The 25,829-nt window shown below is 66.3% G+C and carries 25 protein-coding genes; 12 read left to right on the plus strand and 13 right to left on the minus strand.

What is annotated here, in order from left to right; genetic code table 11:
- Window positions 1-144: 144 nt before the first annotated feature.
- From ACQR1L_RS06325 to ACQR1L_RS06335, 3 genes are all read right to left on the minus strand, one after another.
- Window positions 145-2,310 carry an anthranilate synthase component I gene (locus ACQR1L_RS06325; RefSeq protein WP_434857066.1) on the minus strand — a complete coding sequence of 722 codons (2,166 nt, stop codon included), beginning with the start codon at window positions 2,308-2,310 and terminating at the stop codon, window positions 145-147.
- Between the two features lie 1,279 nt (window positions 2,311-3,589).
- Window positions 3,590-3,790: a hypothetical protein gene (locus ACQR1L_RS06330; RefSeq protein WP_434857067.1), complete on the minus strand. Its 201-nt coding sequence runs from the start codon at window positions 3,788-3,790 to the stop codon at window positions 3,590-3,592.
- A 197-nt stretch (window positions 3,791-3,987) separates the two neighbouring features.
- Window positions 3,988-5,037: a hypothetical protein gene (locus tag ACQR1L_RS06335; RefSeq protein ID WP_434857068.1), complete on the minus strand. Its 1,050-nt coding sequence runs from the start codon at window positions 5,035-5,037 to the stop codon at window positions 3,988-3,990.
- 403 nt (window positions 5,038-5,440) lie between these two features.
- On the opposite strand from ACQR1L_RS06335, the gene ACQR1L_RS06340 reads away from it, so the two are divergent.
- On the plus strand, window positions 5,441-5,635 hold the full coding sequence (locus ACQR1L_RS06340) for a hypothetical protein (protein ID WP_434857069.1): 195 nt from the start codon (window positions 5,441-5,443) through the stop codon (window positions 5,633-5,635).
- A gap of 37 nt (window positions 5,636-5,672) precedes the next feature.
- On the opposite strand, the gene ACQR1L_RS06345 is transcribed toward ACQR1L_RS06340, so the two are convergent.
- The 4 genes from ACQR1L_RS06345 to petA form a co-directional block, all read right to left on the minus strand.
- On the minus strand, window positions 5,673-6,347 hold the full coding sequence (locus ACQR1L_RS06345; protein ID WP_434857070.1) for a dienelactone hydrolase family protein: 675 nt from the start codon (window positions 6,345-6,347) through the stop codon (window positions 5,673-5,675).
- A gap of 316 nt (window positions 6,348-6,663) precedes the next feature.
- Window positions 6,664-6,996 (minus strand): YnfA family protein, encoded by a 333-nt coding sequence (locus tag ACQR1L_RS06350; protein WP_434857071.1) that lies wholly within the window; start codon window positions 6,994-6,996, stop codon window positions 6,664-6,666.
- A 403-nt stretch (window positions 6,997-7,399) separates the two neighbouring features.
- Window positions 7,400-9,466, minus strand: a complete 2,067-nt coding sequence (locus ACQR1L_RS06355) for a cytochrome c1 (RefSeq protein WP_434857072.1) — start codon at window positions 9,464-9,466, stop codon at window positions 7,400-7,402.
- A 62-nt stretch (window positions 9,467-9,528) separates the two neighbouring features.
- Window positions 9,529-10,059 (minus strand): ubiquinol-cytochrome c reductase iron-sulfur subunit, encoded by a 531-nt coding sequence (gene petA, locus ACQR1L_RS06360; RefSeq protein WP_434857252.1) that lies wholly within the window; start codon window positions 10,057-10,059, stop codon window positions 9,529-9,531.
- A gap of 281 nt (window positions 10,060-10,340) precedes the next feature.
- Between petA and ACQR1L_RS06365 the strand changes: the two genes are divergently transcribed.
- The 6 genes from ACQR1L_RS06365 to ACQR1L_RS06390 all read left to right on the plus strand — a co-directional run bounded on the left by ACQR1L_RS06365 (window position 10,341) and on the right by ACQR1L_RS06390 (window position 15,749).
- Window positions 10,341-10,826, plus strand: coding sequence for a tRNA (cytidine(34)-2'-O)-methyltransferase (locus ACQR1L_RS06365; protein WP_434857073.1), 486 nt, complete (start codon window positions 10,341-10,343; stop codon window positions 10,824-10,826).
- Window positions 10,823-11,455 carry a 7-carboxy-7-deazaguanine synthase gene (queE, locus tag ACQR1L_RS06370; RefSeq protein ID WP_434857074.1) on the plus strand — a complete coding sequence of 211 codons (633 nt, stop codon included), beginning with the start codon at window positions 10,823-10,825 and terminating at the stop codon, window positions 11,453-11,455. The genes ACQR1L_RS06365 and queE overlap by 4 nt, the downstream gene beginning before the upstream one ends.
- Before the next feature lie 17 nt (window positions 11,456-11,472).
- Window positions 11,473-11,838 (plus strand): 6-pyruvoyl trahydropterin synthase family protein, encoded by a 366-nt coding sequence (locus tag ACQR1L_RS06375; protein WP_434857075.1) that lies wholly within the window; start codon window positions 11,473-11,475, stop codon window positions 11,836-11,838.
- A 104-nt stretch (window positions 11,839-11,942) separates the two neighbouring features.
- A complete protein-coding gene (gene hemF / locus ACQR1L_RS06380) occupies window positions 11,943-12,830 on the plus strand; it encodes an oxygen-dependent coproporphyrinogen oxidase (RefSeq protein ID WP_434857076.1) in 888 nt (295 codons plus the stop codon).
- A gap of 31 nt (window positions 12,831-12,861) precedes the next feature.
- A complete protein-coding gene (locus ACQR1L_RS06385) occupies window positions 12,862-13,587 on the plus strand; it encodes an HAD family hydrolase (protein ID WP_434857077.1) in 726 nt (241 codons plus the stop codon).
- Window positions 13,588-13,808: 221 nt separating this feature from the next.
- Window positions 13,809-15,749 carry a diguanylate cyclase gene (locus tag ACQR1L_RS06390; RefSeq protein WP_434857078.1) on the plus strand — a complete coding sequence of 647 codons (1,941 nt, stop codon included), beginning with the start codon at window positions 13,809-13,811 and terminating at the stop codon, window positions 15,747-15,749.
- A 16-nt stretch (window positions 15,750-15,765) separates the two neighbouring features.
- Here ACQR1L_RS06390 and ACQR1L_RS06395 read toward each other — a convergent pair whose 3' ends face one another.
- The 4 genes from ACQR1L_RS06395 to ACQR1L_RS06410 all read right to left on the minus strand — a co-directional run bounded on the left by ACQR1L_RS06395 (window position 15,766) and on the right by ACQR1L_RS06410 (window position 20,554).
- Window positions 15,766-16,659: a LysR family transcriptional regulator gene (locus ACQR1L_RS06395; RefSeq protein ID WP_434857079.1), complete on the minus strand. Its 894-nt coding sequence runs from the start codon at window positions 16,657-16,659 to the stop codon at window positions 15,766-15,768.
- Window positions 16,660-16,786: 127 nt separating this feature from the next.
- Window positions 16,787-19,027, minus strand: coding sequence for a molybdopterin cofactor-binding domain-containing protein (locus ACQR1L_RS06400; RefSeq protein ID WP_434857080.1), 2,241 nt, complete (start codon window positions 19,025-19,027; stop codon window positions 16,787-16,789).
- A 13-nt stretch (window positions 19,028-19,040) separates the two neighbouring features.
- Window positions 19,041-19,487 (minus strand): (2Fe-2S)-binding protein, encoded by a 447-nt coding sequence (locus ACQR1L_RS06405; protein WP_434857081.1) that lies wholly within the window; start codon window positions 19,485-19,487, stop codon window positions 19,041-19,043.
- Between the two features lie 173 nt (window positions 19,488-19,660).
- Entirely contained in the window at window positions 19,661-20,554 is an 894-nt protein-coding gene (locus ACQR1L_RS06410; protein WP_434857082.1) for a LysR family transcriptional regulator, read from the minus strand.
- 102 nt (window positions 20,555-20,656) lie between these two features.
- Here ACQR1L_RS06410 and ACQR1L_RS06415 point away from each other — a divergent pair, with 102 nt between their 5' ends.
- From ACQR1L_RS06415 to ACQR1L_RS06430, 4 genes are all read left to right on the plus strand, one after another.
- Window positions 20,657-21,673, plus strand: a complete 1,017-nt coding sequence (locus ACQR1L_RS06415; RefSeq protein WP_434857083.1) for a zinc-dependent alcohol dehydrogenase family protein — start codon at window positions 20,657-20,659, stop codon at window positions 21,671-21,673.
- 23 nt (window positions 21,674-21,696) lie between these two features.
- Window positions 21,697-22,464, plus strand: a complete 768-nt coding sequence (locus ACQR1L_RS06420; RefSeq protein WP_434857084.1) for a glucose 1-dehydrogenase — start codon at window positions 21,697-21,699, stop codon at window positions 22,462-22,464.
- Window positions 22,461-22,910, plus strand: a complete 450-nt coding sequence (locus ACQR1L_RS06425) for a cyclophilin-like fold protein (protein ID WP_434857085.1) — start codon at window positions 22,461-22,463, stop codon at window positions 22,908-22,910. The genes ACQR1L_RS06420 and ACQR1L_RS06425 overlap by 4 nt, the downstream gene beginning before the upstream one ends.
- Before the next feature lie 116 nt (window positions 22,911-23,026).
- Window positions 23,027-23,422, plus strand: a complete 396-nt coding sequence (locus tag ACQR1L_RS06430) for a (R)-mandelonitrile lyase (RefSeq protein WP_434857253.1) — start codon at window positions 23,027-23,029, stop codon at window positions 23,420-23,422.
- Between the two features lie 31 nt (window positions 23,423-23,453).
- Here the strand turns inward: ACQR1L_RS06430 and ACQR1L_RS06435 are convergent, their stop codons facing one another.
- Together ACQR1L_RS06435 and ACQR1L_RS06440 are read right to left on the minus strand one after the other, a co-directional pair.
- The gene (locus tag ACQR1L_RS06435) at window positions 23,454-24,230 is read right to left on the minus strand and encodes a TSUP family transporter (RefSeq protein WP_434857086.1); all 777 of its coding nucleotides are present in this window, start codon (window positions 24,228-24,230) and stop codon (window positions 23,454-23,456) included.
- A 251-nt stretch (window positions 24,231-24,481) separates the two neighbouring features.
- Window positions 24,482-24,673, minus strand: a complete 192-nt coding sequence (locus ACQR1L_RS06440; RefSeq protein ID WP_434857087.1) for a hypothetical protein — start codon at window positions 24,671-24,673, stop codon at window positions 24,482-24,484.
- A gap of 157 nt (window positions 24,674-24,830) precedes the next feature.
- Here ACQR1L_RS06440 and ACQR1L_RS06445 point away from each other — a divergent pair, with 157 nt between their 5' ends.
- Entirely contained in the window at window positions 24,831-25,817 is a 987-nt protein-coding gene (locus ACQR1L_RS06445) for a CobW family GTP-binding protein (RefSeq protein WP_434857088.1), read from the plus strand.
- Window positions 25,818-25,829 lie beyond the last annotated feature (12 nt).

Consider the following 25,829-nt stretch of genomic DNA (forward strand, 5'->3'; position numbering starts at 1 on the left):
TCATCCACTCTATGTGTTGCCGTCATTGCGAGCGAAGCTACATGTCCGCCGAATCCCGTTTGGGCGAAGGCGGAAGCAATCCAGGGACCGCGAGAGAAGAACTGGATTGCTTCGTCGCTGCGCTCCTCGCAATGACGGTGTTGATCAACTCCCCGGCTGATTGAGCCGGAACGCATTCTCCACGATCCTCAAGCCCACGGCATCGCCGAGCGACATCAGCGATTCCGGGTGGAACTGCACGCCGCCGACCGGCAGCGTCTTGTGCTCGATCGCCATCGCCACCCCGTCCTCGGTCGCCGCCGTCACCGTCAGCACCTCCGGCATGCTGTCGCGCTCGACGAACAGGGAATGATAGCGGCCGATGACAATCTCGTTCGGCAGCCCCTGCATCAGCCGTCCGCCGCGCACCTGCACGCGTGAGGGCCGGCCATGCGCGGGCTGCGCGAGCTGGCCGAGCTGGCCGCCGAAATATTCGCCCATCGCCTGCACGCCGAGGCACACGCCGAAGATCGGCAACTTCCTGGCGAGTGCCGCGTCGATGGTCGTCGAGATCTTGAAGTCCTCCGGGCGGCCCGGCCCCGGCGACAGCACGATGAGATCCCAGCTGCGCTCGGCCAGCATGGTCAGCGCATGGATGTAGCGCACCACGGTGACGTTGGCGCCGACCTGGCGGAAGTAGTCAGCCAGCATGTGCACGAACGAATCGTCGTGATCGATCAGCAGCACGTTCTTGCCCGAGCCGGTGGCGTCCGGCGCGGTCGAGGACAGCGGCTTCGGCGGATCGCCGCGCAGCGCCTGGAACAGCGCCGCCGCCTTGACCTGGCACTCCTTGTCCTCGGCCGCCGGGTCGGAATCGAACAGGCAGGTGGCGCCGACGCGCACCTCGGCGAGGCCGTCCTTCATGCGGATGGTGCGGATGGTGAGACCGGTGTTGATCGAGCCGTCGAAATTGACCGCGCCGATCGCGCCGGCGTACCAGCGCCGCGGCGAGCGCTCATTGTCCTCGACGAATTGCATCGCCCACAGCTTTGGCGCGCCGGTCACGGTGACCGCCCAGGCGTGGGTGAGGAACGCATCCAGCGCGTCGAAGCCCGGCCGCAACATGCCCTCGACGTGATCGACGGTGTGGAACAGTTTCGAATAGGTCTCGATCTGGCGGCGCGCCAGCACCTTGATGGTGCCGGGCACGCAGATGCGCGCCTTGTCGTTGCGATCGACGTCGGTGCACATGTTGAGCTCGAACTCGTCCTTTTCCGAGTTCAGGAGCTGGCGGATCTGCTCGGCATCGCCGATGGCGTCGCGGCCGCGCGCGATGGTGCCGGAGATCGGGCAGGTCTCGACACGCCTTCCGTCGGAGCGGACGAACATTTCCGGCGAGGCCGAGACGAGGAATTCGCCGTCGCCGAGATTCATCAGCGCGCCATAGGGCGACGGGTTGATGCGGCAGAGCCGCTGGAACACTTCCGCCGGCGAGCGCTCGCAGGGCTCAGCGAACAGCTGGCCGGGCACCGCCTCGAACAGGTCGCCGCGGGCAAACGCCGCGCGCGCCTTCTCGACCGTCGCCTGGTATTCGCCGGGCGCGTGGTCGGCAAAGCCCTGGCGCGGCTCCTTCAAGTAGATGCTCGCGTCGGTCTCGCGCGGCAGGCCCGATGTCGACTGGCCGTTCCAGGAAAAATCGTAAGACAGAACCACGCCACGGCCAGTGGCGCGGTCATAGGCCAGCAGGCGATCCGGCACGTAGAGCACGATGTCGCGCTGGTCCTTTTCGCGCGGCCGTTTTTGCTCGAGGTCCTCGATCTGGAACACGAGGTCGTAGGCGAAGGCGCCGAACAGGCCGAGCAGCGGATCGTCATTGGCCGACAGTGCGGCGATCATCGCGCGTACCAGCGACATCACGCTGGCGCGCCGGGTGCGCTGGTCCTCCTCGACCGGAGCGGGGCCGCGGACGATGTGGCCGGCCAGTCGCGCCGGCGACGCCGCGGCAATGACCACGCAGGGCTCGCGCAGCGTGTCCTTGAGGAAGGCGATCAGCACCTCGCCGCGGCGGTTCAGCGCCTGCAGAGTGAAATCGGTGCCCTTGGTCTCCAGCACCAGCGGCGGATCGGCGAAACCGAGGTCGAAGCTCTCGTAGCGGCCGGGCACGGTGGTGCCGGAGGACAGCACCACGCCACGGCGGCGGTCGAGCAGGTCGATCAGGTCGTCCAGCCGGCTGGCGCCGCCGGAAAACTGCTCGACGGCGCGCGTGATCGCGAGACCGCCTGACGTGCGGTAGTCGCTGCGGGCCGGAAGGGCGAAAACGGTCCTGTTCATGGGGTCCTCTTGGGCGTCCTCTTACGGAATTTGCCGAGGAAACGCCACACAGGACCAACCGGAAGCCGCCGCTGCGTGGCGGCCCCTCTGCGATCGAATGTCAAATGAATCGCACCGGCCACCTTTTACAAGGTGCGCCACCAGAGACGGGCTGGGCGGACGACGGTGCTCATGGCGGGGAAATGACCACGGGGGACGGCCGGGGTCAAGGGCGGCGGGGACACAGGTGGGGGTGGGAGCCAAGATCGACGTCCCATTTAGCCGCCAAGGCGCTCGAACTCTCGGATGGGCCCAGCTGCCAACTCCCCTCCCCCTTGCGGGGAGGGGTTGGGGGTGGGGGTCCACGAGTCCCGCTCTCTCGATGAGCCAACAAACAACGCCAGCGCCGGCGTCTCCCTGCCGGCGCTCCAGCGTGCAGCCTGATCGACCTGGCTTCATCACTCGCACAAACATGGCTTGAGCTCCCAGAGAGTTCATCGCCCGTGGACCCCCACCCCCAACCCCTCCCCGCAAGGGGGAGGGGAGCCGACCGGCTCCGCCGCGAGACCTTGGGCTCCATCGACCTGCGCGATGTCCTTCTGTCCGCCACAAGCGCGCTAATCCGGGAACGAGCATGCAGGTCCTCGCGACGCATCCCGCGCCCGAGCTATGCTTCAGCATCGCCCTCCCAGTCGAGGGCGCAGGGAAGGCCGGGCATCGGCTGATGCCCATGGCCCGCCTGCAGCAAAAAAGCAGGCGGCAGTCACCACAGGTCAGCCGGACGACCGGCCTTCCCTGCGCGATGGTTGGACGGATTATACGCATTCTCCCCGGGGACCGGGCTGTCTTGCCCCCGTGACCGGCGGATCATCATCACCACCAGCGTAGCCTCAGCGTCGGGAGGCCAGGACCGTGCGACTTCACCGTGCGCGCCCGCCGTTCGTCCGCACGGCCAAGCCATGCTGCGACGTGACCCGCCCACCGCATCTCCACCCCGCGTGTCGTGACGATCGCGATACGCCCCTCGTGCCGGGGTGGGACACGTGCATCAAAGCACGAATTCTGAAAAATAGAAAGAAGATTATTTTTGCAGGAGGAACTGGACAGGCCAAATCAGCTTGGAGCGATTAAGCAATTTGGCTTCCAAACGCACGTTGCGACACATGCAGCGAGAACAACCGCTACCCGCTGCGCCCGGCCATCGCGATTGACTGCGGTGGATGTCGAAGACATCGCCACGAGATTCCAGGTGTCCCGATGCAACAAGCCCGTGCGTTCAGTTGGGGCGAGGCATGCCGCTTCACTCGCGCCTCATCGCCTCGCTAGCTTGCTGAAGCGCACCGATGACCCGATCGAGTTCTGCGGCAGCCATGAAGACCTCTATGTCTCCGTCAGTCCGCGACGAAAGCGCCACCCCGACGCTGGCGCCGACGACGCGAACCAGCACGCACGCCTTGTCACCGGAAGATGCGTCTACGAATGTGATCGGGTCGATGGTCATGCGGGATCCTTGATCGGCTGATAGCTCGCTAGCAATGTCGACACGTCGTGAGAGCCCCCTCGCCGCCAAGATTGACGGTGCGCTCCCCTCCCCGCAAGGGGAAGGGGAGTGAACCGGTGTTGCAGTGCGAGTTCACATCTACTCACAGAGAGTTCAAGTACGAGCCGTTATCCGGCGCATGCCATGCATCATGTCTCTCATGCCGGCTTCACCAACCCGAGCTCTGCGAACTTCAGCTCCGTCGCCACGACCGCGGCCTCATACACCTCGCCGCGCTCCACGAAGTAGTTGAAGTAGCCGGCCGGAGTCTCCGGCTGGATCTCGACCAACTCCACAGGCTTGTATTTCGAGTCGGTGATGACGCCGGCCTCGATCAGGTCGTTGATGCGCTTCAGCGCGTCGACTTCGGCCTTGTAGCCGACCGAGAACCACATCTCGGTGGTCCAGTCCTGCACCTCGAACCAATTGGCGGGAGCGTGGCCCTGCCAGCCCTGAGCGAGCGGGCGAACGGCGAAGATGCGGTCGAAGCGGTGGAGTTCGGAGATGATGCTGGCGCGGTGATAGGCGCCGTCCATCTGTCCCTGGGGCAGCGCCGTGAAGCCGTAGAGCGACAGCCACAGCGCGGCCTTGATCGCCTCCGGCGTGATCGGACGGATGGAGCGCTCGGCGCTGACGTCGGAGGCATAGCGCAGGTCGCGCTTCGCGGCCGAGCGTCGCGCCTTTTCGCCATGGTCGTTGCGGATCGACTTCTGCTGCGGCAGCAGGTCGCGCGCGGCGTCGTTGCCGTAAAGACAGCCGGTGCCGGCCTCGGGGTCGTAGGTGTTGAAGACGACGCCGATCGGCGTCGCGTTCAGCGTCTCCGCGGTGCGGACGAAGTCGGCCTCGCTGCGCACCGGGACGTATTGCTGCGCCGGCAGCAGGCGATCGGCGAGCACGTTGAACGGACCGTCGCGCCAGTCCGGCCAGGAGGCGAAGCGCGCCAGCGCCTCCGCATAGGCGGGGCGGAACACGCCGGGATAGCCGAATATCACCGTGCGCAGTTGCGACGTCGGATCACGTGCGCGGTCCGAGGAGATCAGCTCATCGCGCAGGTCTCGGCCCTGCAGCCAGGCGGCGAGCACCAGGATCTGCCCCGAAGTCACCGTCACGAGATCCGGCGCGACGCCCCAGGCACGGGCGGTATCGAGAAAGCCGGCGCCATGGGCGTTCAAGCCGCCCAGGCCCGCGAGCGCAAAGGCCACACTCAAATGCCGTCTCCCTGAACAGAACAAAGAATTCGGGGATGCTACCTCAGATTGATATCGTCCGACAAACGGCGGCGCGCGCCGGTTCGGATAATGAACGACACGACAGCTGCGCGAACGCAGCTGCCGCGCAAGACCCGCCGGAAATAAAGGTGATTCGCGGGCATAAGAGGCCGGACGCGGGGAGAAAACCTGCATCCACCGGGTGTGACACACATCACAACCTCATGTTGCGCGCGTGTATCACGCCTTATTCACCTACCGGCAGTTGCCGTCAGCCCAAAAAGTTACATAACTTGACCGGGCGTGAAGGCAACACCTGTTGTCTATCTGCAATAGTGTGGCAATGATTGGTTAACCATATTGAATTACCTTGGTTAACATGGCTCGCGGCAAACAGCCTTCCGTGTCGCATGCGCTCCCGAAGCAGCAGACGCTGCTCGATTGCTTCCTCGAAGCGCAGGCGAAGAGGACAAAGCGTCGACGGCGATCCGCCGACGAGGCGGCCAGCGCGGCCTCTCCGGAACCGGTGGACAACGGTTCGATCAGCGACGATGTCGAACCGTTGGCGCCGGGCGCAGCGACCGCCCGCGCGGTCTGACCCGCGCGGATCGATCGGTCGGCGCGACGCGCTCAGCTCATCCGAGATGTTTGTGGAAGAACGCCGTGGCCCGGCCCCAGGCGAGCTCGGCGGCGGCGCGGTCGTGCACCGTCATGCGCTGCTCGTTCACGAAGGCATGCTCGGCGTCGTAGCGATACAGCTCGAGCGATTTGCCGGCGGCCTGCATCGCCTTCTCGAAACCGTCGACCAGCGCCGGCGTGCACCAATCGTCGGTGTTGGCGAAATGCGCCTGCAGCGGGATCTTGACGTCGGCGGGCTTCGCCGCCTGCTCCGGCGGGATGCCGTAGAACACGACACCGGCGGCGAGCTCGTCGATCTTGGTGGCGCCGATGATCGTCACCGCGCCGCCGAGACAGAAGCCGGTGAGGCCGACCTTGGCGCCGTTGCGGGCGAGATATTGCGCGGCGCCGCGCACGGTCTGCGTGGTCGCGTCCATGAAGTCGAGCGAGTTCATCTCGCGCCCCGCCGCGTCCGTGTCGTGATACGGCACCACCGTGCCCTTGTAGAGGTCGGGGGCCAGGGCGTTGAAACCAGCCAGCGCGAAACGATCGGCCATGCCCTTGATCTGGTCCTGCAGGCCCCACCATTCCTGAATGACGACGACGCCCGGCGCATCGGCCTTCGCCGCCTTGGCGAGATAGCCCTTGGCCTCCTGGCCGTCGGGACGCTTGAAGCTGATAAGAGTGCCCATGTGGTCCTCCGTCGTTTCTGTTGACAGTTGGGATTGCGGTTTACCGCAAATCCCGTGACGGTGCGACAACAGGCCGGAGGCTTCGCTCGAACGTGAGAGCAGTGGTCCATCGGTCACCTTGTCGAAAGCGCCTCTCGTCATTCCGGGGCGCCCGAAGGGCGAGCCCGGAATCCATAACCACGACTGAGCGTGAGGAACGGGGATGGCGCGGCTCTGCTCTTCGTCCCAAGCCGGCCTGTGGCTATGGATTCCGGGCTCGCGCTCCGCGCGCCCCGGAATGACGGAGCGAGAAACGTCGAGAACAGGCAGTACAGCGCTACACCGGCATCGCGCGCGGGGCGAACAGGATTATGGCCATGCCGGCGAGGCAGATCAGCGCGCCGGCGATGTCCCAGACATCCGGACGATGGCCTTCGACCAGCCAGCCCCACGACAGCGCCGCGGCGATGTAGATGCCGCCATAGGCGGCATAGGCGCGGCCGGCGAACGGGCTGTCGGCGACGGTGAGCAACGCGGCGAAGCCGGCGAGTGCGGCCATGCCGGGCAACAGCCACAGCGGCGACTGGCCAAGGCGCAACCACGCCCAGAACGCGAAGCAGCCGGCGATCTCGAGCCCGGCCGCGCCGGCGAAGGCGAGGAGTGAAGGCATGGAGTGGCTCCTTGTTCTTGCTGGTGGGGCTAGCAAGCGGCAGCAAACGTTTCACGTCAGCCCCGCTCTCGGCGGCTGGCTGGTGTACCTCGCCCCGCCGGGGCGAAGCGACGCTTCGCTAGGGCGGGGAGAGGTCGGATTGCATCGTCAGATGCAATCCGGGTGAGAGGGTACAGGTCCATCCGCGCACGCTACTCGCGCGTCTGCCCCTGCCTCACAGCTTTCACCACGCTCACCGCCCGTGCGGCTGCCACTCACCCCGACCCGCTCCCCGTGAAGAACGGGGAGAGGGAGCGCACCGGCCGCGCCGCTCCAGCTCTGATCCACATCAGGCTCTGTGGTCGACAACAAAAAAGCCCCCGCAGGGGCTTTTTCAAACTCAGCAGTGATGTCCGCGCGCCGCTCAGTGGGCGGCGGCCCAGACGCGCTTCTTGGTGAAGTACATCAGGCCGGCGAAGATGATCAGGAAGATGAACACCTGATAGCCGAGACGCTTGCGCGCTTCCATGTGCGGCTCGGCGGCCCACATCAGGAAGGTCGTGACGTCGTGGGCATATTGCGCCAGCGTCGTCGGCGAGCCGTCGTCATAGGTCACCTGGCCGTCGGACAGCGGCTTCGGCATCTTGATCGCGTTGCCGGGGAAGTACTTGTTGTAGTACGAGCCGTCCGGGATGGTGACGCCGTGCGGCGGGTTGTCCTCATAGCCCTGCAGCAGCGCGTTGATGTAGTTCGGGCCCTGCTCCTGGAACTGGGTGAACAGGTCGATCAGGAACCAGGGAAAGCCCCGCTTGTAGGAGCGCGCCTTGGCGATCAGCGACAGATCCGGAGGAGCCGCGCCGCCGTTCGCCGCGCGCGCCGCCTGTTCGTTCGGGAACGGCGCCGGGAAGTAGTCGGCCAGGCGGCCCGGACGCTCGAACATGTCGCCGGCGTCGTTCGGACCGTCCTTGATCTTGTACTCGGCCGCGAAGGCCGCCGCCTGTGCCGGCGTATAGCCGGGGCCGCCGGGCTCGGCGAGATTGCGGAATGCCACGAAGTTCAGCGAGTGGCAGGCCGAACAGACTTCCTTGTAGATCTTCAGGCCACGCTGCACGGCGCCACGATCGAACTTGCCGAACGGGCCGGCGAACGACCACGTCGCCGACGGCGGCGTGGCGCTGCCCTCGCTGGCACGGGCCTCGCCCATGCCGACGGAGAGCAGCGAGCCGACGGCGACCAGCGCGATCGCGACGGCGGCCACCGCCTTGCGGCCCGACTTGGCCAGCACGTCGTCGGCGATCGAATTCGGCAGCGGACGCGGCTTTTCGATCACCGACAGCAGCGGCAGCACGATCAGGAAGTAGGCGAAGTACAGCACGGTCAGGATGCGGCCGAGGATGACGTAGATGCCCTCCGGCGGCTGCGCGCCGAGATAGCCGAGGCCGATGCAGACGGCAAAGAATATCCAGAAGAACTGCTTGCCGAGCGGGCGGTACTTGTTCGAGCGGGTCTTGGCCGCGTCGAGCCAGGGCAGGAACACCAGCACGATGATGGCCGCGAACATCGCCACGACGCCAGCCAGCTTGTTCGGGATCGAGCGCAGGATCGCGTAGAACGGCAGATAGTACCATTCGGGGACGATGTGCGCCGGAGTCACCGCCGGGTTGGCCGGGATGTAGTTGTCGGCCTCGCCGAGATAGTTCGGCATGTAGAAGATGAACCAGGAATAAAAGATCAGGAAGCAGGTGACGCCGAAGAAGTCCTTGATGGTCGCGTACGGCGTGAACGGCACCATGTCCTTCTCGGTCTTCGGCTCGACGCCGGCCGGGTTGTTCTGACCGGCGACGTGCAGGGCCCAGACGTGCAGCACGACCACGCCGGCGATCAGGAACGGCAGCAGGTAATGCAGCGCGAAGAAGCGGTTGAGCGTGGGATTACCGACGGAGTAGCCGCCCCACAGCAGGGTCACGATGGCCTCGCCGAAATACGGCACGGCCGAGAACAGATTGGTGATGACGGTGGCGCCCCAGAAGCTCATCTGGCCCCACGGCAGCACGTAGCCCATGAAGCCCGTGGCCATCATCAGGAGGTAGATGATGACGCCGAGGATCCAGAGCACCTCGCGCGGCGCCTTGTACGACCCGTAATAGAGTCCGCGGAACATGTGGATGTAGACGGCGAGGAAGAACATGGATGCGCCGGCCGCATGCATGTTGCGGATCAGCCAGCCGTAATTGACGTCACGGACGATCAGTTCGACCGACTTGAAGGCGAGATCGGCGTGCGGCGTGTAGTGCATCGCCAGGATCACGCCGGTCAGGATCTGCACCCCCAGCATCATCGACAGGATGGCGCCGAAGGTCCACCAGTAGTTCAGGTTCCGCGGCGTCGGATAGGCAACGAAGGACGAGTGGACCAGGCCGATGATGGGGAGTCGCTGCTCGAGCCACTTCAAGGCGGGGTGGCTCGGCTGGTAGTCAGATGGTCCACTCATGATGCGTTCCTGAAAGAATTATCTTGCACGATCGAGCTTGAGCTTGCCGACGTAACGTCGGCTCAGCCGATCTGGATCTTGGTGTCGGAAACGAACTGATAGGGCGGGACGGGCAGGTTCAGCGGCGCGGGTCCCTGGCGGACGCGGCCGGACGCATCGTACTGCGAGCCGTGGCACGGGCAGAAGAAGCCGTCGTAATTGCCCTCATGGGCGATCGGGATACAGCCGAGATGGGTGCAGATGCCGATCACGACGAGCCACTGCTCGTGGCCGTCCTTGGTGCGCGACTGGTCGGTCGCCGGATCGATCAGGCTCGACACCGGAACCGCGCGGACCTCCTCGATCTGCTTCTTGGTGCGGTGGGAGATGTAGATCGGCTTGCCGCGCCAGAACACCTTGATGTCCTGCCCCTCGGCGACCGGGGTGAGGTCGACCTCGATCGGCGCACCCGCCGCGATGGTCGAGGCATCGGGATTCATCTGGGAGATGAAGGGCCACAGGGCGGCCACGCCACCGACCGCTGCGGTCGCGCCCGTGGCGACGAAGAGAAAATCCCGGCGTGTCGGATGATCCGCAGTAGACGCTGTCACGATTCCAACCCTTTCTTTCGTTGCAGCCGGCGCAACGCCCCGCTCGACGTGTCAGATCTCAGCGTTGGAGATCACGTGACCGGGAGATGCCTGCCGGCGCCCGCGTCCCCCGCGGCGGCAGAAAACGGCTCGTGCTACCGCCCCGGTAGGAACAAGCCGTCCAGAATCGTTCTATTGGCACCCTTGCGATACGAGCGCAAGCCCGCTATCGGCCCTGCAGCACGCCATGCACCAATTCCCGCTTCATCAGCGGACATTCCGCCTCATCCTTAAGACCTATTCGCATGCAGATCGCGCTCTATCAGCCCGATATTCCGCAGAACACCGGAACGATTCTGCGCCTGTGCGCATGCCTCGGCCTCGGCGCCCACATCATCGAGCCGGCGGGCTTTCCCGTGTCGGACCGGCAGTTCCGCCGCGCCGGCATGGACTATCTCGATCAGCTGAACTGGCGGCGGCACGATTCCTGGCAGGCGTTCGAGGCGTGGCGGGCCGCGGCCGGTCACCGCCTGCTGCTGCTGACGACCAAGGCCGCGACGTCGTATCTGGATTTCAGCTATCGCAGCGGCGATATCCTGCTGCTCGGACGCGAGAGCGTCGGCGTGCCCGCCACGGTGGCAGAGGCCGCGGATGCACGGCTGCGCATCCCGTTGAAGCCCGGCCTGCGCTCGCTCAACGTCGCCATGGCCGCGGCCATCGCCACGGGCGAGGCGCTGCGCCAGGTTGGACATTTCGTCCAATTGCAGTCTCCAGAGGGACCATCAGTGTGAGCTACGCGGTGAAGGAAATCTTCATGACCCTGCAGGGCGAAGGCACCCAGGCGGGGCGTGCCGCCGTGTTCTGCCGCTTCGCCGGCTGCAATCTGTGGAGCGGCCGCGAGGCCGATCGCACCTCGGCGACCTGCCGGTTCTGCGACACCGATTTCGTCGGCACCGACGGCACGTTGGGCGGGCGGTATGACAGCGCCGCTGCTCTGGCCGCGGCGATCGCGGGACAATGGACAGGCGGCGCGGCCGACCGCTATACGATCCTCACCGGCGGCGAGCCGCTGCTGCAGGTCGATGCGGACCTGATCGCTGTGCTGCATGCCCAGGGATTTGCAGTCGGGATCGAGACCAACGGCACGCTCATTCCGCCTGACGGGATCGACTGGATCTGCGTCAGCCCGAAGGCCGGCGCCGAGCTGAAGCTGCGGCAGGGCCACGAGCTGAAGCTGGTCTATCCGCAAGCGGGCGCCGAGCCCGACAAGTTCGAAGGCCTGGCCTTCGAGCGCTTTTCGCTGCAGCCGATGGACGGGCCTGATGCGGCCGCGAACACGGCGCGCGCCATTGACTATTGCCAGCATCATCCGCAATGGCGGCTCAGCCTGCAGACGCACAAGATGATCGGCATCAGATAGGGATTGTGACTGAACCGATGTGGGAATTGACCAAGTCGTTCACCTTCGAGGCCGCGCATGCGCTGTCGCACACGACGCTCGGCGAGGTGAGTCAGGAAATCCACGGCCACTCCTTCCGCGCCGAGGTCACGGTGCGTGGCACGCCCGACCCCAGGACCGGCATGGTGGTCGATTTCGGCGTGCTGACGCAGCGCCTGGGCGAGATCCAGGCCACGCTCGACCACAAGTTTCTGAACAAGATCGAGGCGATCGGGCTGCCGACGCTGGAGAACCTCTGCCGCTTCATCTACGAGCGCGTCCGCTCGATCGGCCACGTCACCAAGGTCAGCGTCCACCGCGACAGCTGCCGCGAGACCTGCACCTATTTCGGTCCGCAGGACTGACCGATTGTGGTAGGACGTCACCTGCAGCGACAACGATGCTGTCACCTCCCGCTGTCATGGCTTCTTGACAACGAGGTGACCGCCAATGTGCCTGGGGGACGTCCATGACCACTGCCGCCATCGAGGATCGCAAGGCCCGCGCCCGCGCCTGGTTCGAGAGCCTGCGCGACCAGATCTGCGCAGCGTTCGAGCGGCTCGAGGACGAGGCGCCGGCCGAGCTCTATCCGCGCGCGCCCGCCCGCTTCGTGCGCACGCCCTGGGAGCGCACCGACCACAGCGGCGGACATGGCGGTGGCGGCGTGATGAGCATGATGCACGGCCGGCTGTTCGAGAAGGTCGGCGTGCATTGCTCGACCGTGCATGGCGAGTTCGCCCCGGAATTCCGCAGCCAGATCCCCGGTGCCGCGGAGGACCCGCGGTTCTGGGCGTCGGGCATCTCGCTGATCGCGCATCTGTGGTCGCCGCATGTGCCGGCGGTGCACATGAACACCCGCTTCGTCGTCACCACCAAGGCCTGGTTCGGCGGCGGCGCCGACCTCACGCCGGTGCTGGATCGCCGGCGCAATCAGGAAGACCCCGATACTCTCGCCTTCCACGCCGCGATGAAGAGCGCCTGCGATGCGCATGCGACCGTCGCGTCCTACGACAAATACAAGCGCTGGTGCGACGAGTACTTCTATTTGCCCCACCGCAAGGAGCCGCGCGGCATCGGCGGCATCTTCTACGACCACCATGATTCCGGCGACTGGGACGCCGATCTCGCCTTTACCCAGGATGTCGGCCGCGCATTCCTCGAGGTCTATCCGGAGCTGGTGCGGCGCAATTTCGCCGCGCCGTGGACAGAGGCCGAGCGCGAGGAGCAACTGATCCGCCGCGGCCGCTATGTCGAATTCAACCTGCTTTATGACCGCGGCACCACATTTGGGCTGAAAACCGGTGGCAATGTGGAGTCCATATTGTCGTCGATGCCGCCCGAAGTGAAATGGCCCTGAAACCCTCGTTTGATTGAACCGTAAGACTGTTATGACCGCCGCCCTGCCCCGCGCCATGCTGATCGACATGGATGACACCATCCTGTCGGCCTATGGCCGACCCGAGATCGCCTGGAACATCGTCGCCACCGAGTTCGCCGACGAGCTCGCGCCGCATACGCCGCACGCCGTCGCCGCCGCGATCCTGGCCTCCGCTCGCAGCTTCTGGTCGGTCGCCGGCGCGGAATGGCGGATGAAGCTGATCCAGGCGCGGCAGGAGGTGGTGAAAGGCGGCTTCGCGGCGCTGACCAGTGCCGGCCCTGCCCTGCCGGTCGAGCTTGCCATCAGGATCGCCGACCGCTTCACCCGCTATCGCGACGAGCAGATGTTCGTCTTCCCTGGCGCGCACGAGGCGATCGACGAGTTCAAGGCGCGCGGCGTCCGGCTCGCGCTGGTCACCAATGGCGAGGCCGGGCAGCAGCGCGCCAAGATCGAGCGCTTCGCGCTGGCGCACCGCTTCGACCACATCCAGATCGAGGGCGAGCACGGCTTCGGCAAGCCCGAGGAGCGCGCTTATCTTCACGCGATGGAGCGACTCGGCGTCGGCCCGGAAGACACCTGGATGATCGGCGACAATCTGGAATGGGAGATCGTCGCGCCGCAGCGGCTCGGAATCTATTCGATCTGGATCGACGTCCATGGCGACGGCCTGCCGGAAGGCTCGGACGTCAAGCCCGACCGCATCATCCGCTCGCTGACCGAGCTGCTGCCGGGCTGACACCGCGTTAGCCTGACGTTCACCCTTCCGGCACACCCGCATTTAACCAGGTCCGGCATTCGAGGCCGCCCCCGGGGCCCTACGGACTTTCCGTAACCGAATTGCAATTCGGCCAAGGGTCTGATGGCGCGGGGCTTGGAGGGGGAAACGCGGCCTGCCCGTGCGCGCCGCTTCGACCGATCGCAAGCCGTCGGTAGCAGCGTCGGTGTAGCGTCGGTATTATGGCTCTCAATCTGCCACAGATCTCCCTGAGCGTGTCGATCAGGAACTCGCTCCTGACCTCTGTCTTCCTGCTGCTGGCGATCCTCGCCGGCGTGTCGGTGCTCGCCACGATGCGGCTGTCGGCGCTGCAGGACGCGGTCGAGAGCATCAACCGCGACCGGGTGCCGAAGATCCAAGCGCTCGGCGATCTCAACGTCAGCATCGCGCACGCCCATCTCGTCGCGATCCGCGCCGCGTTATCGACCGCACCGGATCCGCGCGCCGAGGCCGAGGGCGAGCTTCGTCGCCGCATCGTCGAGGTGCAGGCCAAGCTCGCGCGCTTCCAGGAGACGATCGGCTCGGATGCGCCGATGAAGATGGCCTTCGATCAGTTGATCAACAAATGGGACCTGTACCTGAAACAGCAGGCGGTGGTGCTCGAGCCCGAGGTCGGCGCCAGCCGAAACCGCCTGGAGCACGAGGTCAACGTCCAGACGCCTCCGATCTTCCAGGCTGTCGTCGATGCGGTCGAGCACGCCATCAAGCTCGCCGATCATCGCGCCGACAGCGCGATCCAGGACGCGACGCTGGATGCGCAGCTGTTTCGCTGGGTGCTGTGGTCGGTCAACGGCGTCAGCGTCATGATCGGGCTGGCAACGCTGTTCTTCGTCATCCACGACGTCTCGATGCCGATCTTCCGCATCACGCGCAGCATGGAGGCGATCGCCAAGGGCGAGCTGCAGACCGAAATTCCCTATGCCGACCATACCAACGAGCTCGGCCTGATGGCGCGGGCGCTGGCCGTGTTCCGCGCGAGCCTGGTCGAGAACGAGCGGCTGAATGCTGCGACGCGTACCTTGTCCGAGCTCAGCGAATGGCTGCAATCGGCGAAGTCGGAATCCGAGCTCTACCAGATGATCTCCAAGGTGCTCGGCGGCCTGATGCCCGAATGCACCGGCACGCTCTACATCTACGCCGACAGCCGCGACGTGCTGGAGGTCGCCGCCGAATGGAATGGCGAGGCGCGCACCCGCTTCCTGCATCCGGACGATTGCTGGAGCCTGCGCCGCGGCCATGTCTACATTCACGGCACCAACGAGGTCGAATTCCGCTGCGACCACGTCCACGACGGCGCCGATGAGAACTATTGCTGCATCCCGATCCTCGCCCATGGCGAAACCGTCGGCCTGTTGCATGTCGAGTACAATTTCAAGGGCGAGGAGACCGCAGCGCAAGCCAAGGCGCGCTTCGCCGACCGCGCCCGGCTCGGGCTCGCCTGCGCCGAGCATCTGTCGATCGCCATCGCCAACATGAAGCTGCGCGAAGGCCTGCGCGACCAGTCGCTGCGGGACGCGCTGACCGGACTGAACAACCGGCGCTGCCTGATCGAGACCGCGCGCCGCGAATTGCTCAGGGCGTCGCGCAACGGGACGCCGGTCAGCCTGGTCACGCTGGACATCGATCACTTCAAGTCGTTCAACGACAATCACGGCCACGAGGCCGGCGACACCGTGCTACGGCACGTCGGCGAAATCCTCAAAGCCGGCTTCACCGACGGCGACCTGCCCTGCCGGCTCGGCGGCGAGGAGTTCGTTGTGCTGCTGCCGAACTGCACGATCGACGAGGCCGCGCTGCGCGCCGAAGAGCTGCGCGCCCGCGTCGAGGCGCTCAATATCAGCTATGGCGACGGCATGTTGCCGCGGGTCACGGTCTCGGTGGGCGTCGCCGCCTATCCCGAGGCCGGCATCGATCTGCCGGAAATCCTGCGCGTCGCCGACGGCGCGCTGTACCGCGCCAAGCACCGCGGGCGCAACCGCGTCGAGCTCGCCAACGGCGGCATGGTGCCGCCGATCGACGAGATGACGAACCGCGCCGTCGCGACGCTCGATGCCATCGTTGCGCGCGCAGAGAGCAGACCGGGCTCAACGGCCGATCAAGACGGCGATCAGCAGGTGGCCTAAACGGCCGCCGACGATGTCAGCGCCGATGGCGCAGCGCGCTGATCAAGAGATCGAACGCGGCCGAGGATTGGCGGCTCGACGGGTAATACAAATGGTAGCCGGTCCAGGGCACGCACCAGCTCTCGAGCAGGCGGGTCATCCTGCCGCTTTCGACATCCGCCAGCACCATATCCTCGGGGACGTAGGCGAGACCGAAACCAGCCAGCGCTGCATCATAGATATCGAAGACGCTGTTGAACACGAGCTGCCCCTCAACCCGCACCTTCAGCTCCTTGCCACGCTTCTCGAACTCCCACGCGTACAGTCCGCCATGCGTCGAAAGCCGCAGATTGATGCAACGGTGACGCAGCAGATCGTCGGGCGTGTCCGGCACGGGCTGGCCGACCAGATAGGATGGCGATCCGACAACCGCGAAGCGGATGTCGGGGCTGATGCGGACCGCAATCATATCCTTCGCAATCTGCTCGCCGAGACGTACGCCGGCGTCCATCCCCTCCTCCACGATGTCGACGAGCCTATAGTCCGACACCAGCTCGACATGGATGTCCGGATGGCTCGCGAGCAGCCCAGCGAGTTTCGGCCACAGAATGGAGCGGATGGCATGATCGCCGGCGGTGATACGGATGGTGCCGGCGGGCTTGTCCTGAAAATCCCGTAGCCCGGCGAGTTCCGCCTCGATCTCGTCGAGCCGCGGCGCCACGGCGTGCAGCAGGCGCTCGCCGGCCTCAGTCGGACTCACGCCACGGGTGTTGCGCGTCAGCAGCCGGACGCCCAGGCGGGTTTCGAGCTCGCGGATGGTGTGGCTGAGCGCGGATTGCGAAACGCCGAGCTTCGCGGCCGCCCGGGTGAAGCTGCGCTCGCGGCCGACCGCCTTGAAAGCTTTGAGGTGATCGAGAGTGCCGCGCTGCATGGATTGCCTCCGCTCGCGTGATGTTGCGCCGATCAGGCAAACGCGACGTGAAGACGCGGGTGGCGCTCCCTCTCCCCGTGTAGGACGGGGAGAGGGAGCGCACCGGCCGCGCCGAGACAACGTGACCTCAGGTCCGTCCCGCCGCCTCGTCGAACTTGACTTTCGACAGCGGCAGGCTGCGGATGCGCTGCCCGGTCAGCGCCGCGACCGCGTTGGCAACGGCCGGCGGCACGCCGGGCAGGCCCGGCTCGCCGATGCCGCCCATCGGCGCGCCGCTCTCGACGATACGGACGTGCACGCGCGGCATGCGGTCCGGCGGCAGGATGGGATAGGCGTCGAAGTTGCGCGCCTGCGGCATGCCGTCTGCGAACACGATCTCCTCCAGCAGCGCCGAAGACAGCCCAAGCGCGACCGCCGAGTTGACCTGCGCTTCGATGATCGCGGGATTGACGATCCGGCCGGGATCGATCGCGACCCAGACGTCGTGCACGCGGACGGCGCCGTCCTTCAGCGACACCTCGGCGATGGTCGCGACCTCGCTGCCGAACGGCGAAGCCATCGCCACGCCGCGGGCGCGCCTGGTGCCGTCGGCGGCCGTGAACGGGCCGCGCTTCCAGCCGCCGGAGAGATCGCCCACGGCCTCCAGCAGCGTCTTGTGGCGCGGCTTGTCCGCCAGCAGGCGCAGCCGCAACTGGTACGGATCCTGGCGGCCGGCATCGGCGAGCTCGTCGAAGAACGTCTCGTAGAAGAAGTCGTTCATCGAATGACCGACCGAGCGCCAGAAGCCGAGCACGATGGGATCCTCGACCAGCACATGCGCGACGCGCCGGTGCGGGATCGCATAGGGCTTGTCGGCGATGCCTTCGACCGCGGAAGAGTCCGCGGTGTCCGGCTTGCGGCCGAACCAGCGGGCCAGCGGTCCGTCGCCGACGGCTTCGGCTTCAATCGCGACGGGGATGCCGTCCTTGTCGAGGCCGCCCTTGAAGCGCGCGAAGCCGAGCGGACGCATGGCGTCGCGCAGGAATTCCTCCTCGCGGCTCCAGATCACCTTCACCGGACGCCTGACGGCTTTGGCGAGCTGAATCACCTCGGGAAACGGATTGGCCGGCGGATAGACGAAGTGACGGCCGAAGAAGCCGCCAAGCGGCGGCGAGTGCAGCTTGACCTTGTCAGGCGCGATGCCCGCGACCTTGGCGGCTGCGGCCTGGAACATCTCCGGCGCCTGGTTGGGCAGCCACAGATCGAGCGTGCCGTCGGCATTCCAGCGCGCGATCGCCGAAGGCGGCTCGAGCTGACCGTGCACCAGATAGGGCGCATCGTAGCTCGCGGTAACCACACGCGCGGCGCCTGCGAGCGCAGCGTTGACGTCACCGGCGGTCTCCGCGTTGAAGCCGGGACCCGGCGTTGCCGCAAGCTGCGCCTTGCGTCCCTCCGAAGAGAAATTCGCGGGCACCACGCCCTGCGCGCCGGCCATGGGCTCGGTCCAAGTCACCTTCAGCGTCTCGACCGCGCGGCGGGCGTACCACCAGCGCTCGGCGACAACCGCAACCGCGCCGGCCAAGCGGTGGATCGAATGCACGCCGGTCATCGCCTTTACCTCTGCCTCATTGGCGAAGGCGCCCGGCTCCAGGCCGCGGCGCGGCGCATGCTGGACGGCAGCCTGCAGCATGCCCTCGACCTTCAGGTCGATGCCGTAGCTCACCTGGCCGGTCGATTTGTCGCGCGCATCGAGCCGCGCGAACGGCTTGCCGATCCAGCGAAAATCCTTCTCCGGTCGCAGCGCGACCGTCTCCGGCACCGGCAGCTTGGCCGCGTCGGCGGCAAGCGCTCCGTAGTCGATGGTGCGGTTCGACACCGGGTGACGCACGCGGCCCGGCTCGGTCGACAGGCTGTCGAACGGCACGCGCCACCGCGCGGCCGCGGCCTGCAGCAGCATCTGGCGCGCCGAGGCACCAACGCGGCGCATGGTCGCGTAGCTCGAGCGGACGGAGAAGCTGCCGCCGGTGAAGCGGGCGCCGTTCACGACCAGATAGTCCGCGCCCGGCGGCGCGCATTCGACGGTAAAGCTCTTGGGATCGGCATCCAGCTCCTCGCCGACGATCTGCGCCAGCGCCGTCGAGATACCCTGCCCGCCTTCGACGAACGGGCTGCGCAGCAGGATGGTGTTGTCGGCACGGATCTCCAGAAACGCCGCGACGTTCGGCGCCTTCGCGGCTGGAGCAGCGGCCTGCGCAGCAACCTTGGTGCCGGGCAGATTGACGCCGAGCACCAGCGCGCCGGCGGCCGCGCCGAGGAAGCCGCGGCGGGAGAGATTCACCGGGCGGGCATCTGACGCGGCGGCGGAGAGATCGCGAAGCATCTCGGTCATGGGTGCGCCTCCCTCAGCCCTGCGAGACCTGCCGCACGGCGGCGGCGATCGCGTTGTAGGTGCCGCAGCGGCACAGGTTGACCATCGCACCCGCGATGTCCTGCTCGCTGGGCCTGGCGTTCTGCTTGATTAGCGCGGTCGCGGCCAGCACCTGGCCGGACTGGCAGTAGCCGCATTGCGGCACCTGGTTCTCGACCCAGGCCTCGACGACGCGACGGCCGACCGCATCCTCGGTGATCGCCTCGATCGTGGTGACCTGCTGCCCCGCGACGCTGCCGACCGGCGTCACGCAGGAGCGTGTCGCCTGGCCGTCGATCAGTACCGTGCACGCGCCGCATTGCGCGATACCGCAACCATATTTGGTACCGGTCATGCCGAGCTCGTCGCGGATCACCCACAACAGCGGCGTGTCCTCCGCCATCGTCACCTGATGGCGCTTGCCGTTGATAGTCACTTCCATGGTGCTGCTCCAAGGGCATGGGCGGCGGCGTACAGCCGACCGCGCGGACGGACGTGGAATGAGGCGCAACATCTATCGTCTGCGTCCGCCTCGCATTAGCCGTCCGGCTTCGCATGCACCTATGAGCTGGTTCGATCAATCGAGACGACATGCCGCAGGTGGTCAGCAAGGTCTCACGCGCGGTGGCGCAACGCCTCGACCAGCAGGGCGAAGGCGGCGGACTGCTGCCGGCGACTCGGAAAATAGAGGTGATAGCCCGAATAGGGCGGACACCAATCCTCCAGCACGCGCTTCAAACGGCCCTTCTTGACGTAGGGCTCCGCCCAGCCCTCCGGCACATAGGCGAGGCCAAGGCCCGCCAGCGCGGCCTTCATGATTTGCGACGTCGCATTATAGGTCACTTGGCCCTCGACGCGGACCCGCAGGTCGCGTCCGGTCTTCTCGAACTCCCAGGCATGCAGGCCGCCATGCGTCGGCAAGCGCAAGGTCAGACAATTGTGGCCGATCAGCTCCTGCGGTCTCTTCGGCACGGGGCGCGTCTTGAAATAAGCGGGCGTGCCGACCACGGCGATGCGCATGTCCGGCGCAATCCGGACCGCGACCATGTCCTTCTCGACCTGCTCGCCGCTGCGGACGCCGGCATCGAAGCCCTTGGCCACGATGTCGGTGAGACCGTAGTCGATGACGATCTCCACCTTGATATCTGGATAGGCCGGCAGCAGCTTGGCCAGCTTTGGCAGGAGCACCGCCTCCGCGGCGTATTCGGTCGCGGTGATGCGGATGGTGCCGGCCGGCTTCTCGCGGAGTTCGCGGATCGCGGCGAGCTCGCCCTCGATCTCTTCCAGCCGCGGCCCCGCGACGGTCAGGAGCCGCAAGCCGGCCGCCGTCGGCGCGACGCTGCGCGTGGTGCGCGTCAACAGCCGAACGCCGAGCCGCGCCTCGAGCTCGCGGATGGTGTAGCTTAGCGCCGATTGCGACACGCCGAGCGTCGCGGCAGCCTTGGTGAAGCTGCGCTCGCGCGCGATCGCCACGAAGGCCAGGAGGTCGTCCAGTCTGCCGCTCTGCATTCATCAACCCTGCTCATAAGTGCATGCCGATCATAGCGGCTAGTCCCGGACGGGGCGCGGACTAAATCGAGCATGGCGGCAAGCCTCAGAGGAGACCCGGCCATGCGCGGTGCTGTTCTTTATGGTCCTCGTGACGTGCGTTTCGAGGACCGCGAGATGCCTGACATCATCGAGCCGACCGACGCAATCATCCGCATCGCCGCGACCTGCGTCTGCGGCTCGGATCTGTGGCCCTATCGCGGCCTGCAGCCGCTCGACGGCCCGACACCGATGGGCCACGAATATTGCGGCGTGGTCGAGGACGTCGGCAGCGCCGTGCGCACGATCAAGCCGGGACAGTTCGTCGTCGGCTCGTTCGCAACGTCGGACAATACCTGCCCGCACTGTAATTTCGGCTATCAATCGTCCTGCGTGAAGCGGGAGTTCATCAGCCGCGCCCAGGCGCCATTCCTGCGCGTGCCGCAGGCCGACGGCACCCTGGTGCCGACGCCGGGCGTCCCTTCGCCCGAGCTGCTGGCGAGCATCCTGACGACCTCGGACGTCCTCGGCACCGGGTGGTTCGCCGCCGATGCGGCCAACGTCAAGCCGGGCGCGACGGTCGCCGTGGTCGGCGACGGCGCGGTCGGCCTGCTCGGTATTCTCTCGGCGCGGCAAATGGGCGCCGCACGCATCATCGCGATGAGCCGGCACGACAGCCGGCAGAAGCTCGCGCTCGCGTTCGGTGCCACCGACATCGTCACCGAGCGCGGCCATGACGGCGTCGCCCGCATCATAGACATGACCAACGGCATCGGCGCCGACTCGGTGCTCGAATGCGTCGGCACGCAGGAGTCGATGATGCAGGCGATCCACGCCGCGCGTCCCGGCGGCTATGTCAGCTATGTCGGCGTTCCCCACGGCGTCGAACTGAATGGCGAGGAGCTGTTCTTCGAGCACGTGCATCTCCATGGCGGCCCGGCGCCGGTGCGGAAATATCTGCCGAAGCTGATCGACCTCGTGATGAGCGGCGCGATCAATCCCGGCAAGGTGTTCGATCTCACTCTGCCGCTGGAACGAGTCGCCGACGCCTATCGCGCCATGGACGAGCGCCGCGCCATCAAGGTGCTGCTGCAGCCGTAGCAATCGAAACAAGGACTCGTGTCATGACCCATCCATTGGACTTCACAGGCAAGGTGGCGCTGGTCACCGGCGCCTCCTCGGGCATGGGCTTGGCGACCGCCCGCGCCTTTGCCGAGGCCGGCGCCGCTGTCGTCCTCGCTGATGTCAGAGAGGACCCGGTCGCCGCAGCCGCCAGGGATCTGGTCGGTTGCGGTCACAACGCGCTCGCTGTCCGCTGCGACGTCAGCGACGATGCCGACGTCGCCGCCTTGGTCGATCGCACCGTCGCCACCTTCGGTCGGCTCGACGCCGCCTTCAACAATGCCGGCGTCATGGCGCGCGTTGCGCCGATCACCGACAGCCCGCGCGAGGATTGGGACCGCGTGATCGGCATCAACCTGCGCGGAGTCTGGAGTTGTATGCAGCATGAGCTCCGGCAAATGCAACGACAAGGCAGCGGCGCGATCGTGAACAACGCCTCGGTCGGGGCGCTGACCGGCAATCCCGGCATCGCCTCCTACATCGCCAGCAAACACGGCGTCGTCGGGCTGACGCGGACGGCGGCGCTCGAAGTCGTCAAGCACGGCATCCGCGTCAATGCGGTCAATCCCGGCCTGATCGACACGAAGATCGCGCGCGACGTCGTCGCCGGCGACGAGACTGCCTATGACGATATAGCCCGGCAAGTGCCTATCGGACGCGCCGGATGGCCGGAGGAGATCGCCTCCGCCGTGCTGTGGTTGTGCAGCCCGGGCGCGAGCTATGTCGTCGGCCACGCGCTGACCGTCGACGGCGGGATGACCGTGGCATGATACGCGCGATCACCTCGCACCTCCTCGCCGCCGCACTCGCACTGACGTTCGCTCCGGCCGCGAGGGCGCAGCCACAATCCGCAGGACAGACCATGAAGCTGCGCCTGACCATCAACGGCAAGGCCGTCTCAGCCACCCTCGTCGACAGCCCGACGACGCGGGACTTCGTTGCGTTGCTGCCGCTGTCGCTCACCATGGAGGACCTGTTCGGGCGCGAAAAGTTCGCGCATTTGCCTCGCGCCCTTGCCGAGGGCGGCGAGCGCCGCCGCGACTATGCGATCGGCGATGTGATCTACTGGTCGCCGGCGCGCGATGTCGCGATCTACTATCGCCATGACGGGCAACCCATTCCCTCGCCCGGCATCATCGTTCTCGGCAGGATCGACGGCAGCGTCGAAGCGCTCGACGTCCCCGGCTCCGTCAAGGTGACGGTCGCGGCGGAGTGAGCCTGGAGGTCGGGCGACGGGAGCTCCTTGCGGCCTTGGTCCTGGCCGTCGCGACAGCCGCGGACAAGGCGGGCGCATTGGCGCGCTCAGCCAAGCACAGGAGTGAAGCCATGGACATCGACATCAAGCGTGCCGGCTCGCGGCCGTCGGCCAAGGGGCCGGAGGAGTGGTTCACCGGCGCTGTACGCATCGATCCGTTGTTTCAGGCGCAAGACCCGGCGCGCGCCAACGGCGCGCATGTCACCTTCGAGCCGGGCGCCCGCACCGCTTGGCACACCCATCCGCTGGGGCAGACGCTGATCGTCACCGCCGGACTCGGCTGGGTGCAGCGCGAGGGCGGTCCGATCGAGGATATCCGCCCGGGCGACGTCGTGTGGTTCCCGCCCGGGCTGAAGCATTGGCACGGCGCTAGCGCGACCACCGCGATGAGTCACATCGCAATTCAGGAATCGCTGAACGGCAGCCCTGTCACCTGGATGGAGCATGTGAGCGAGGATCAGTACCGGCGCTGATCGCCGGCCGCTGCTGCGGCAAGCAGCCGGCCTACGCGGCCGGCAGCAGATGCCGCAACGCTGTCGCGATCATCACGCCGCCGCCGGTGATGACGGCGGCATCGAGGATGGCGGCGTGGATGTGCACCGGCATGCGGGCGACGAAGGCCTTGGCGAGGAAGGCGCCGGGGATGGCGACCGCGCCGATCAGCAGCGCGAAGGCCAGCACCTGCGCGGTGACGACGCCGGCGAGGCCGAACACCGAGATCTTGATGATGCCCGTCGCGACCGAGATCATCGCGTCGGTGGCGATGACGGCCGCGCCTTCGAGGCCTGCGGCCATCAAGAGCGACAGCAGGATCACGCCGGAGCCGGAGGTGCCGCCGACCAGCACGCCATAGCCGACGGCACCGGCGGCGAGCCCGCCATTGCCGATGCGGACGTCGCGCTTGCGCAGGATCCGGCGCAGCGGCACGCTCATGATCAGCATCGTGCCGATCACGAAGGCCGCGCCGGCATTGGTCAGCCGTGTGTAGCCATAGGCGCCGAGCGCCGTCGTGAGCGCCGCCGCGGCGACGACGATGCCGGCGCGCGTGCGATCGGCTTCCTTGATGTAGGCCGCGACGCGGCTGAGATTGGTCAGGATCGCCGAGATCGCGATGATCGGCACCACCGGCTCGGCACCGACCATCGGCACCAGGACGAGCGGCATCAAGGCGCCGGTGCCGTAGCCGGCCAGACCACCGATGATGGAAGCAAAGAGAGCAACGGAGGCGACGAGCAGGAGCTGAAGCAGCGAAATATCGGCGAAGCCTGCCAGAAAATTCATGTCCATCCGTCGCGGTTGACGCGCGCCGCCGCCTGATCGGCGATCGCGGTCAGCGATGATCCGACGCACGCGATATGCGGCGAGCGAGCCATCCTCTGCGAGAGCCAGCTCATGACCGAGATGCGGTTCCTGCGCAACCCCATGCAGGATGGATTCGCGTGCATCTCGCGATCACGTCGGCGCGATGACGCCCTGCTGCGGTCGCGCCGCGCGACGCGTGCATCCGGACGTAGCCACTCGCGACGGGTCGCTCAGCGCTCGGTGTAGTCCTGCGCCGTGTGCTCGCCGGACCAGATCTTGTCGGGATCGTAGATTCGCTCGCGGCGCTTGGGTCTGAAATCGGCCAGGCGAACGACCGCTGCCGACGCTCGGACCGAGGCAACGTCGCGCGACGCGTCGGACGGCCCGACGCGCCGGCTGCGGATGATTTCGACGTTACTCACGCGGATGCTCCTGGTGTCGAATTTTGTTACGTTATAACATAACAAAATTCAAGCCGATGGCGGCTGCGCTCCGCCGACGAGAACGAGCCGAGACCATCTGCCCCGCCGAGCCGTGCCGTGACCCGTGAACCACCTCCAAAGCGCCGAAAGGGACAACATGACCGCCGCAGCCCCACAGACTCCCGTGACCGTTCTCACCGGCTATCTCGGTGCCGGAAAAACCACCCTGCTCAATCGCATTCTCACCGAGACGCACGGCAAGCGCTACGCCGTCATCGTCAACGAGTTCGGTGAGGTCGGCATCGACAATGATCTGGTCGTCAATGCCGAGGAAGAAATCTTCGAGATGAACAACGGCTGCATCTGCTGCACCGTGCGCGGCGACCTCATCAGGATCCTGCAGGGGTTGATGAAGCGGCGCGGCAAGTTCGATGCGATCATCGTCGAGACCACCGGGCTCGCCGATCCCGCGCCGGTGGCGCAGACCTTCCTGGTCGACGACGACGTCCGCCGCAACACCAAGCTGGACGCCATCGTGACCGTGATCGATGCACGGCACCTGCTCGGCGAGATCGACCGCGCCCATGAAGCGCAGGAGCAGATCGCCTTCGCCGACGTGATCCTGCTCAACAAGACCGATCTCGTCTCCGAGACGGAGCTGGCGTCGATCGAGGCGCGCATTCGCGCCATCAATCCCTATGCGGTGATCCATCGCACCGAGCGCTGCGCGCTCGATCTCGACGAGGTTCTCGACCGCAATGCCTTCGATCTCGACCGCATCCTCGCCTTCGAGCCCGATTTTCTCAACGAGGAGCATGAGCACGAGCACGACGCGCACGTCAAAAGCCTGTCGCTGACGACCGAAAATCCGCTCGTGCCCGAAGCGTTCCTTCCCTGGCTGCAGCAGACTGTCCAGCACTTCGGAATGGACATCCTGCGGTTGAAAGGCATCCTCCATTTCCGGGATGATCCGGACCGCTTCGTCGTGCAGGGTGTGCACATGCTTCTCGAAGGCGACCATCAACGTCCCTGGAAGCCCGGCGAGACGAAGCTCAGCCGCCTCGTCTTCATCGGACGCGATCTGCCGGAGGACATCCTGCGCGAAGGCTTCCGGCGCTGTCAGACCGCCGCCGTCCCCACGTGAGGCCCGATCGCG

The sequence above is a fragment of the Bradyrhizobium sp. HKCCYLR20261 genome (assembly GCF_051168435.1).
In the GTDB taxonomy this organism is placed as follows: domain Bacteria; phylum Pseudomonadota; class Alphaproteobacteria; order Rhizobiales; family Xanthobacteraceae; genus Bradyrhizobium.

Excerpts from the sequence above, each read along its gene's own strand:
- ACQR1L_RS06405 (WP_434857081.1), bottom strand. The coding sequence starts at position 19,487 with ATGGAAGTGACTATCAACGGCAAGCGCCATCAGGTGACGATGGCGGAG.
- ACQR1L_RS06395 (WP_434857079.1), bottom strand. The coding sequence starts at position 16,659 with ATGCAGCGCGGCACTCTCGATCACCTCAAAGCTTTCAAGGCGGTCGGC.
- ACQR1L_RS06425 (WP_434857085.1), top strand. The coding sequence starts at position 22,461 with ATGATACGCGCGATCACCTCGCACCTCCTCGCCGCCGCACTCGCACTG.
- ACQR1L_RS06415 (WP_434857083.1), top strand. The coding sequence starts at position 20,657 with ATGCGCGGTGCTGTTCTTTATGGTCCTCGTGACGTGCGTTTCGAGGAC.
- ACQR1L_RS06355 (WP_434857072.1), bottom strand. The coding sequence starts at position 9,466 with ATGAGTGGACCATCTGACTACCAGCCGAGCCACCCCGCCTTGAAGTGG.
- hemF (WP_434857076.1), top strand. The coding sequence starts at position 11,943 with ATGACCACTGCCGCCATCGAGGATCGCAAGGCCCGCGCCCGCGCCTGG.
- ACQR1L_RS06375 (WP_434857075.1), top strand. The coding sequence starts at position 11,473 with ATGTGGGAATTGACCAAGTCGTTCACCTTCGAGGCCGCGCATGCGCTG.
- ACQR1L_RS06365 (WP_434857073.1), top strand. The coding sequence starts at position 10,341 with ATGCAGATCGCGCTCTATCAGCCCGATATTCCGCAGAACACCGGAACG.
- ACQR1L_RS06390 (WP_434857078.1), top strand. The coding sequence starts at position 13,809 with ATGGCTCTCAATCTGCCACAGATCTCCCTGAGCGTGTCGATCAGGAAC.
- ACQR1L_RS06420 (WP_434857084.1), top strand. The coding sequence starts at position 21,697 with ATGACCCATCCATTGGACTTCACAGGCAAGGTGGCGCTGGTCACCGGC.
- ACQR1L_RS06385 (WP_434857077.1), top strand. The coding sequence starts at position 12,862 with ATGACCGCCGCCCTGCCCCGCGCCATGCTGATCGACATGGATGACACC.
- ACQR1L_RS06410 (WP_434857082.1), bottom strand. The coding sequence starts at position 20,554 with ATGCAGAGCGGCAGACTGGACGACCTCCTGGCCTTCGTGGCGATCGCG.
- ACQR1L_RS06325 (WP_434857066.1), bottom strand. The coding sequence starts at position 2,310 with ATGAACAGGACCGTTTTCGCCCTTCCGGCCCGCAGCGACTACCGCACG.
- ACQR1L_RS06400 (WP_434857080.1), bottom strand. The coding sequence starts at position 19,027 with ATGACCGAGATGCTTCGCGATCTCTCCGCCGCCGCGTCAGATGCCCGC.
- ACQR1L_RS06330 (WP_434857067.1), bottom strand. The coding sequence starts at position 3,790 with ATGACCATCGACCCGATCACATTCGTAGACGCATCTTCCGGTGACAAG.
- ACQR1L_RS06345 (WP_434857070.1), bottom strand. The coding sequence starts at position 6,347 with ATGGGCACTCTTATCAGCTTCAAGCGTCCCGACGGCCAGGAGGCCAAG.
- ACQR1L_RS06350 (WP_434857071.1), bottom strand. The coding sequence starts at position 6,996 with ATGCCTTCACTCCTCGCCTTCGCCGGCGCGGCCGGGCTCGAGATCGCC.
- ACQR1L_RS06445 (WP_434857088.1), top strand. The coding sequence starts at position 24,831 with ATGACCGCCGCAGCCCCACAGACTCCCGTGACCGTTCTCACCGGCTAT.
- ACQR1L_RS06435 (WP_434857086.1), bottom strand. The coding sequence starts at position 24,230 with ATGAATTTTCTGGCAGGCTTCGCCGATATTTCGCTGCTTCAGCTCCTG.